The organism is Candidatus Methylomirabilota bacterium, from assembly GCA_036001065.1.
Classification (GTDB): Bacteria; Methylomirabilota; Methylomirabilia; order Rokubacteriales; family CSP1-6; genus MNEF01.
Genome location: DASYUQ010000084.1, coordinates 1 through 8,829 on the forward strand (window position 1 = coordinate 1; position 8,829 = coordinate 8,829).

Annotated in this window: 5 protein-coding genes; 2 read left to right on the top strand and 3 right to left on the bottom strand. The window is 70.4% G+C overall.

Annotated features, from left to right (window positions below; genetic code table 11):
- Positions 1 to 247: 247 nt before the first annotated feature.
- From VGV13_07535 to VGV13_07545, 3 genes are all read right to left on the bottom strand, one after another.
- Positions 248 to 3,676 (bottom strand): efflux RND transporter permease subunit, encoded by a 3,429-nt coding sequence (locus VGV13_07535; protein ID HEV8640932.1) that lies wholly within the window; start codon positions 3,674 to 3,676, stop codon positions 248 to 250.
- Between the two features lie 234 nt (positions 3,677 to 3,910).
- Positions 3,911 to 5,068, bottom strand: coding sequence for an efflux RND transporter periplasmic adaptor subunit (locus tag VGV13_07540; GenBank protein HEV8640933.1), 1,158 nt, complete (start codon positions 5,066 to 5,068; stop codon positions 3,911 to 3,913).
- Positions 5,069 to 5,182: 114 nt separating this feature from the next.
- Positions 5,183 to 6,421 (bottom strand): anion transporter, encoded by a 1,239-nt coding sequence (locus VGV13_07545; GenBank protein ID HEV8640934.1) that lies wholly within the window; start codon positions 6,419 to 6,421, stop codon positions 5,183 to 5,185.
- Between the two features lie 86 nt (positions 6,422 to 6,507).
- Between VGV13_07545 and VGV13_07550 the strand changes: the two genes are divergently transcribed.
- Both VGV13_07550 and VGV13_07555 read left to right on the top strand, forming a co-directional pair.
- A complete protein-coding gene (locus VGV13_07550; GenBank protein ID HEV8640935.1) occupies positions 6,508 to 7,668 on the top strand; it encodes a hypothetical protein in 1,161 nt (386 codons plus the stop codon).
- A 10-nt stretch (positions 7,669 to 7,678) separates the two neighbouring features.
- On the top strand, positions 7,679 to 8,829 hold a 1,151-nt coding region (locus VGV13_07555), incomplete at its 3' end, for an acyl-CoA dehydrogenase family protein (GenBank protein ID HEV8640936.1).

The following is an 8,829-nucleotide window of genomic DNA, read 5'->3' on the forward strand; positions in this document are numbered from 1 at the left end:
GGCCGTGGCCAGCGTGGGTACGTGCGCACCCACGTCCTCCTATAGAGACGCTGGCTGCGGTCGAACCATCTCCTGAACACCGCCCATGTTCGCGGCCATGTGCCGCTTTCACCTGCGAGCTTATTTCGGATCGGGGCTAGACCGAACCCTGGCGGCGTGTCGAAGGCACCTCGGCCCGAGCGCCGGTTTCGCCGGCGCAATCCACTGGGGAGGTTCAGAGGGGGCCGCGAGGCCCCCTCCGACTAAACTAGCGGGGCCGCTCGGCAGTCTCGCGGTCCGTCAGGGGCACGGCCGGGCCGCGACCATCGCCCGTGGCGTGACCATCGTCCGCCGCCGCGCGAGCCGGATCGAGGCCGGGCGCCGCCCCGCGCCGGCGCAGGCGCCGCAGGCGCTGGCGCACGCGCCCGCCTACGAGGCTCGGACGCGGCCAGCGGAGCGCGGCGGCGAGGTCCTCGAAGATCGAGTAGGCCACCGGCGTGACCAGCAGGGTCAGCAGCAGCGAGAGCATCTGGCCCCCGATGACGACCACCGCGATGGCGCGCCGCTCCTCGGCGCCGGGACCGGTGCCCGCCCACAGCGGCAGCATGCCGGCCACGAGGGCCAGCGTCGTCATGAGGATGGGGCGGAGCCGGTCGCGGTTGCCCAGCATGATGGCCGCCAGGCGCTCCATGCCCTGCGCGCGCAGACTGTTCATGTGATCGATCTGGAGGATCGCGTTCTTCTTCACCACGCCGAAGAGCACCAGAATGCCCAGAGCCGAGTAGAGGTTGAGCGTGTTGCCGCTGTACCAGAGCGAGAGCATCGCGAAGGGGACTGACAAGGGCAGCGACAATAAGATCGTCAGCGGGTGGATCAGGCTCTCGAACTGCGAGGCCAGGATCATGTACATGAAGATGACCGAGAGCAGGAATACCCACAGGAACTCGACGAACGTCTTCTCGAACTCCCGGGCCCGGCCCGACACCGCGCTCACGTACACGGCCGGCAGGTTCATCTCCCGGAAGGCCCCCCGGAGCGCGTCGATGCGATCGGCCTGGCCGTAGCCGGGCGCGACCTGGGCGCGCAGCCGCACCTCGCGCTGGCGGTCCGAGCGGTCGATGCGGGCGGGCGACTGGGTGGGCACGATCTTGACGAGGTTGTCGAGTCGCACGAGCCCGCCGCCCGGGGCCAGCCCGACCTGGGGGGCGGCGCCGGTGGAGGTGGTGGCGGTAGCCGACGAGCGCGGGATATACAGCCGTGAGATGGTGCCGGGATTTCCGCGGTAACTCTCCGTGAGGCGGAGCGTGACGTCGTAGTCCTCGTCGACGAGCGGATCGTGGAAGCGTGAGACCTCGTCGTCGCCGCCGACCATCAGCCGGAGCGCGGTGGCGATCTGCTCGGTTTCCACCCGGAGGTCAGCCGCCCGCTCGCGATCGATCTGGACCCGGAGCTCGGGGCGGTCGAGCCTGAGCGTGGTGTCGGCGTCCACGATGCCGCCGAGCTGCTGCGACTTCTCGCGCAGCCGCTCGCCGTACTCGGCCAGCGCCGTCAGCTCGGGGCCGCGGATGACGAAATCGATGTCGAAGCTGCCGCCCCCGATGTTGAAGCCCGGGATGTTCCGCACCGATATCCGGAGGTCACGGAACTTCCGGACGCGGCGGCGGACCTCCTGGATCACGTCGCGCTGGGTATAGTTGCCGCGGAAGACGGCCAGCGGCTCACCGCGCTTGAGCCCGGCCCAGAACTTCTTGAGGTTGACCGTCCGCTCCTCGTGCGGCGTGATGCGCACGTAGGCGTTGGCCTGGTTGACGCGGCCCAGGAAGCTCCCACCGGCCTGGGCCAGCATGAAGCGCACGGCCGGGATGGCCCGCACCTCGCGGGACACTGCCTGCATGGCCTCGTCCATGGCGGCCAGGCTCATGCCCTCGGGCCCGATGACGATCATCTCGAACTCGGCCTCGTCCACATCGCTGGGGACGTATTCCTGCTTGACCAGGCGGTAGAGCGGCCACGACGACGCGATGACCACGAGGGACAGCGCGACGAACAGCATTCGATGGCCCATGGACCAGGCCAGCGTCCACGTGTAACCGCGGTCCAGGTATGCATAGAAGCCCGCGCGCGATCGGGCGGTCCCGGGGGCGGGGAGGGTCCCGGGCGAGTGGGGTTCCGAAGGCCGGGACCCCTCCCCGCCCCCGGCACCGTGTCGCGCCGCGTCCGCGGTACGGAGCAGCCGGGCGCTCATCATCGGCGTCAGCGTGAAGCTGACGAGCAGGCTGACCAGGACGGCGGCCGCCGCCGTGAGACCGAACTGGTAGAGGAAGCGTCCCGACACCGACGACATGAACGACACCGGCACGAAGATGACCACCAGCGAAAACGTCGTGGCCAGGACGGCCAGGCCGATGTCGCGGGTGGCCTCCCGAGCCGCCTCGAACGGCCGCATCTTCTTCTCTTCCACGAAGCGGAAGATATTCTCCAGGACCACGATGGCGTCGTCGATGACGATGCCGACCATGAGGACGAGGGCCAGCATGGTGACGCTGTTGAGCGTGAACCCGAGCGTCCACATCACGCCGAAGGCAGAGATGGTCGAGGTCGGGATGGCGACGGCGGCGATGAGCGTGGACCGCCAGGAACGCATGAACACCAGCACCACCAGCGAGGCCAGGATCGAGCCGAGGATCAGGTGCACGTTGATCTCGTGCAGCGCCGCGTGGATGTAGCGGGACTGGTCGCGGATGATCTCGAGCCGCACGTCCGCCGGGATGCGGGGGGCCAGCCGCGCCAGGTTCTTCTTGGCCGACTCGATGACGGCCACCGTGTTCTCACCGGACTGGCGGCGCACCTCCAGCACGACCGTGGGCACACCGTCGAGGCGGGCGGCCGAGCGCTGCTCCTTGGTCCCGTCCTCGGCCCGGCCGATGTCGCGGATCCGTACCGGCGAGCCGTTGATCGTCGCCACCACGAGATCGTTGAAGGACCTGGGGTCGGCCACCCGTCCCATCGTCCGTAGCGACTTCTCGTTGAGCCCGGCCGTCACGTTGCCGCCGGGCAGGTCGGCGTTCTGCCGGCCCATCGAGTCGCGCACCGCGGTGATGGGGATCTGGTAGGCCGCCAGGCGGTCGGCGTCGATCCAGACGTTCACCGCCCGCAAAAGACCACCGACGATGCGAACCTCGCCCACCCCCGACGACCGCTCCAGCTCGACCCTGACCAGCTTGTCCGCGATCTCGGTCAGCTCCTTCAGCGACCGGTTGCCGGCCACGGCTACGGTGATCACCGGCGCCTGATCGTTGTCGGTCTTGGAGATGATCGGCGTCCGGATATCCCGGGGCAGGTTCCGAATGGCGGCGGCCACCTTGTCGCGCACGTCCTGGGTGGCCACGTCGATCTGCCGGTTGAGGTTGAAGGTGACGACGACGATGGAGTTGCCGGAGCTCGTGATCGAACGCAGCTCGCTGATGCCCTGGATGGTGTTGACCGCCTCCTCGATCTTCTGCGAGACCTGGGTCTCCATCTCCTCGGTGGAGGCGCCGGGCAGTTCGGTCCGTATGGAAACGGTGGGCAGGTCGACGGCGGGGAAGCGGTCGACGCCGAGACGGAAGTAGCTGGCCGTGCCGACGACGACCAGCGACAGCACGATCATCGAGGCGAACACCGGCCGGCGGATGCAGATTTCGGCGAGCTTCTGCACTACCCTCGGAGGGGGGCTTCGCCCCCCTTCCGAATCCTCCCCCCAGGACAGGATTGCGCGGGCAAAGCCCGCGCTCGGACCGAGCACTTTCGCACGCTGCGACTCGTCATGGCCTCAGGGCACCGTGCTGTGCGTGAGGATTGGCGTGGAAGTGCGGAGCCGTGGCGCCGCCGCGGCGCGAGGCGAGCCTGCCTGAGTCCGAGAACGAAGTCTGGCGACGCTCATCGGCCCGGCTCACGGCTTCACCGTCACGGCCTGGCCGCCCACCAGGTTCCCCGGCTCCGCCACCACGGCCTCGCCGGCTCGCAGGCCTTCCACGATCTCGACGCGATCTCTGTCTCGCCGCCCGGTCACGACGCGCCGCTCTTCGGCCTTGCCCTCCCGCACGGTCAGGACTTTCTCGATCCCCGCGAAGACCACGATCGCCGAGGCCGGCACGAAGACCGTCGGCTGGTCAGCGGCGATCACGACCTCGGCCCGGCCGAAGGCGCCCGGGCGCAGCGCGCCGGCGGTGTTGGGCACCTCCGCCTCCACGCTGAGCGTGCGGTTCTGCTCCTGGATCGAGGGCGACAGGCGCACGACGCGTCCGGTGTAGACGCCGGGGTCGCCGTCGACGCTCACGCGCACTTCCTGGCCCACCCGGACATCCGCTGCCGCGCGCTCGGGGATCGCCAGCTGAAGGCGCAGGGGATGGATCTTGACCAGCGTGGCGATCGGGGTGCCGGCCGCCAGGAACTCGCCGACGGACGCCCGCCGCTCGCGGATCATCCCGTCGGCCGGCGCCCTCAACTCCGTGTCCACCACGGCCTGGCGGGTCAGCTCGACCTCGGTGCGGCGCTGAGCGAGGACCGCCTGGCGATTGCGCACCTCCTCGAGGGCGTCCTGGTACCGGCCCTCGGCCACCTGGTCGGCGGCGACCGCGGTGTCGAGCTGGGCGCGAGCGACGAGCTGCTGCTCCCAGAGCTTGGCCATGCGCTCGCGGTTGAGGCGCGACTCGTCGAGCATGGCGCGGGCCTGGCGGACGAGCGCGGTCTCGTCGGGATTGACGCGATCGTCGGTGCCGTCGGACGGCAGGCCCAGACGCGCGCGCGCCTGGTGCAGCGCGGCCTGGGCCTGTTCCAGGCGCAGACGGAAGTCGGTGGGATCGAGGCGCCCGATGACCTCGCCGCGACGCACGCGGCTGCCGAGATCGACCATCAGCTCGGCGAGCCGACCGGTGACCTTCATGCTGAGCACGATCTGGTCCTCGGCGGCGAGGGTGCCGGTAACGGCGACCGTGCGCGCGATCTTCGTCTCCACGGCGGCGACGACGCGGACCTCGCGTGGCTTCGCCGCCGCCGGTCCGCTCCTCTGCGGCGAGGCCGTGGCGGACTGGTCGCTCCCGCAGCCCATCGCGACGATTAGGGCAGCGAGCGGAGCAAGCAAGCTGCGTCCGGGTCCGAGGGGCGCCACGGGGGCCTATTGTCGCCCAAATGGGCGGGACTTGAAAGCGTGCGGGGGAGCGCGTCAGACCGGGATGAAGGTCAGAACGAGCCAGCCGAGCAGAAGGGTGACCAGCGTGAGGGGCACGCCGACCCGGCAGTACTCGGCGAATCCGATGCGGATGCCGGCCTCGCGGGCCGACTCGACGACGATGAGATTCGCCACCGACCCCAGAATCGTGAGATTGCCCGCCAGGGTCGAGGCCATGGCCAGGACCAGCCAGGCCCGCTCGGGCTCGGCGAACTTGGGGATCAGCGGCGTGAACAGGAGCACGGCCGGGACGTTCGAGACCAGATTCGAAAGAACCGCGGTCGCCGCCGTCAACACCAGCGGCCGATGGAGATGGGCCGCCACCGGCGAGCGGAGAAACTCCTCGGTCAGGCCGGCCCGCTCGATGCCGCCGGTGAGCACGAAGAGTCCGGTGAAGAGCACCAGCAACTCCCAGTCGATCTCGCGATAGACCTTCTGAGGCTTGACCCGTCGGGTGAGCAACGTGTAGGCGGCGCCGGCGATCGCCACCAGGGCGATGGGCACCCCGATCAGAAAGGCCACGAGCATGACGCCGACGGCCAGCACGGTCTTGATCATGAGCGGGTAGTGCACGTGGAGCGGGTCCGGGAGAGTCGCCGGCGCGAGCGCGGGGGGAAGGCGCTGGCGGTAGACCAGCCAGACGACGGCGACCACGCAGGCCAGCCCGAGGATGGCGACCGGCGCCTCCCGTACCAGGAACCCGCGATAGCTGATGCCGGAGAAACTGCCCACCAGCATGTTCTGGGGATTGCCGGTCAGCGTGGCGACGCTGCCGACGTTGGCGGCCGTCGCCAGCGCGATCAGGTAGGGTCCCGGGGGCAGGCCGAGCCGGCGGGTCATCTCGATGACGAGCGGCGCCAGGACGAGGCACACCACGTCGTTGACGAACAGCGCCGACAGCACGCCGGACGCCGCCACCACCGCCACCAGCACCGCGACCGGCGTACGCGCCCGGCGGATGGCCCACGTGGTCACCAGGCGGAAGAACCCGGACAGGCGCAGGTAGGCGGCGACGATCATCATGCCGAACAGCAGCACCAGCGTATGGGCATCCACGGCGGCGACGGCCTCGTCCCAGGGCACCGCCCCGGTGATGACCATCGCGGTGGCTCCGATGATGGCCACTCCGGTGCGGTCGACGCGGAAGGGGGGAAGGCGGCCGAGGCTCAGTCCGAGATAGGCCGCGCAGAACACGACGAGCGCGACCAGCCGGACGAGCCCATGATCGTGCACTTCGACAGCATACCCCGGGGGGGCCGCCTCACCCGCGTTCCCAGACGCGGGCCGGGCGCCGCGGCCAGGGAGTAGAATGACGGCGCATGGCCACCCGGATCGAGGCCGCCGTCGCCCACGCTCCCGCCGAGCTGCGGCTGGTGCGGCAGGCGGCGCTGTGGGGGTTGCTGGGCGCCAAGATGCTCGGCGGCCTGGGCGTGCAGTGGGACATCCGCTGGCACCTGCTGATCGGGCGCGATTCCTTCTGGATCGCGCCGCATCTGATGACCTACGCCGGAGTCACGATCGCCGCCGTCCTCGCCTTCGGCGTGCTCGGGCTCGAGACGCTGCGCGCCCAGCGCGGCGAGCCCCCTCGTGACGGCGTGCGGGTGCTGGGCCTCGCCGGCACGCCCGGCTTCCACCTCGCGTGGTGGGGGATGGCGTTGACGATCCTCGCGGCGCCCGTGGACGATCTCTGGCACCGGCTCTTCGGCGTCGACGTGACGCTCTGGAGCCCGCCCCACCTGCTGGGCCTGGCCGGCGCCCAGGTCAACACGCTCGGCTGCCTGCTCATCGCGCTGGAGCTGTGGCCGCCGGATAGCCGCCGGCGCCACGCCGCGCTCCTGGCCGGTGGCACGCTCCTGCTGGCCGCCTTCTACATCACCGTCGACCCGGCGATCCAGACGGCGTTCCGGCGGGGCGGCCTGTCCTTCTTCGCCTGGGCGATGCTGGGAACGCTGGCCTTCGGGTTCACCCTGGCGTTGACGTCGCGGCTGGCCCCGCTGCGCGCCACCCCGCTGATCCTCGCCCTCGGCGCGCTGGCGCTGCACTACGTGGGCATCGCGGTGGCCGACGCGGGCTTCGCGCTCACGCGGCCGACCCCGGCCATCGAGGAGACGATCGCGAGCCATCCGGACTCGCCCATCGCCGTCGCCCACGACATGGCGCGCCGGAACGGGACGCGGCCGGGCCGCGCCGTCTCCATCCGAGTCTTCCCGCTCCTGCCGGCGGCGCTCATGGCCCTGATGGACGCCCGGCGGCGGCCGCGCGCCGCCGCGCTCGCCTTCGGCCTGGGGCTCCTGGCCGTGTCGGGCCTCATGTTCGCCCGCACGCCGGCGCTGAGCCACGCGCTGCCCACCGCGACCGACGTCGTCGCGGCCGCCGCGCTGACGGCGCTGGCGGCACTGGCCGCCGCCGCCGCGGCGCGCATACTCGTCGATCGGTTCGGCCTGGTCCGCTCCCCGACGCGGGTCTGGTCCGGCGCCTGAGGAGGCCGCGATGGAATTCGACTACTCGCCCCGCACCAAGATGTACATGGAGCAACTGACCGACTTCATGCAGAAGCACATCCTGCCGAACGAGCAGACCTTCGTCGATCAGCTCAACGCGGGGCCGACCCGGTGGCAGGTGCCGCCGATCCTCGAGGAGCTGAAGGCCGCGGCGCGGGAGCGGGGTCTGTGGAACCTCTTCCTGCCCGACAGCGAGCACGGGGCCGGCCTCGCCAACCTCGAGTACGCGCCGCTCTGCGAGATCATGGGGCGCTCGCCCATCGCCCCCGAGGTCTTCAACTGCTCGGCGCCCGACACCGGCAACATGGAGGTGCTGGTGCGCTACGGCACGCCCGAGCAGAAGAAGCGGTGGCTCGTCCCCCTGCTGGAGGGGAAGATCCGTTCGGCCTTCGCCATGACCGAGCCGAAGGTGGCCTCCTCCGACGCCACCAACATCCAGTCCTCCATCGCCCGCGACGGCGACCATTACCTGATCAACGGCCACAAGTGGTGGACCTCGGGCATCGGCGACCCGCGTTGCCAGATCCTCATCTTCATGGGCCAGACCGATCCGCGGAACCCGGACGCCTACAAGCGGCAATCGATGATCCTGATCCCCCGCGACACGCCGGGGATCAAGATCGTGCGCATGCTGACCGTGTTCGGCTACGACGATGCGCCCCACGGCCACGGCGAGGTCCTCTTCGAGAACGTGCGCGTGCCGGCCTCCAACATGCTGCTGGGCGAGGGCCGCGGTTTCGAGATCGCCCAGGGCCGGCTGGGCCCCGGCCGGATCCATCACTGCATGCGCCAGATCGGCGTGGCCGAGCGGGCGCTCGGGCTCATGTGCCAGCGCGCCCACGAGCGCGTGGCGTTCGGCAAGCGGCTGAGCGAGAACGACATCACGCTCGAGCGCATCGCCCAGTCGCGGATCGAGATCGACCAGGCCCGTCTGCTCGTGCTCCACGCCGCCTGGCTCATGGACACCGTCGGCAACAAGGCGGCCCGGCAGGCGATCGCCGAGATCAAGGTGGCGGTGCCGAACATGACGCTGCGGGTGATCGACCGCGCCATGCAGCTCCACGGCGGCGGCGGCGTGAGCCAGGCCTTCCCGCTGGCCTTCATGTGGGCGCACTCCCGCACGCTCCGCTTCGCCGACGG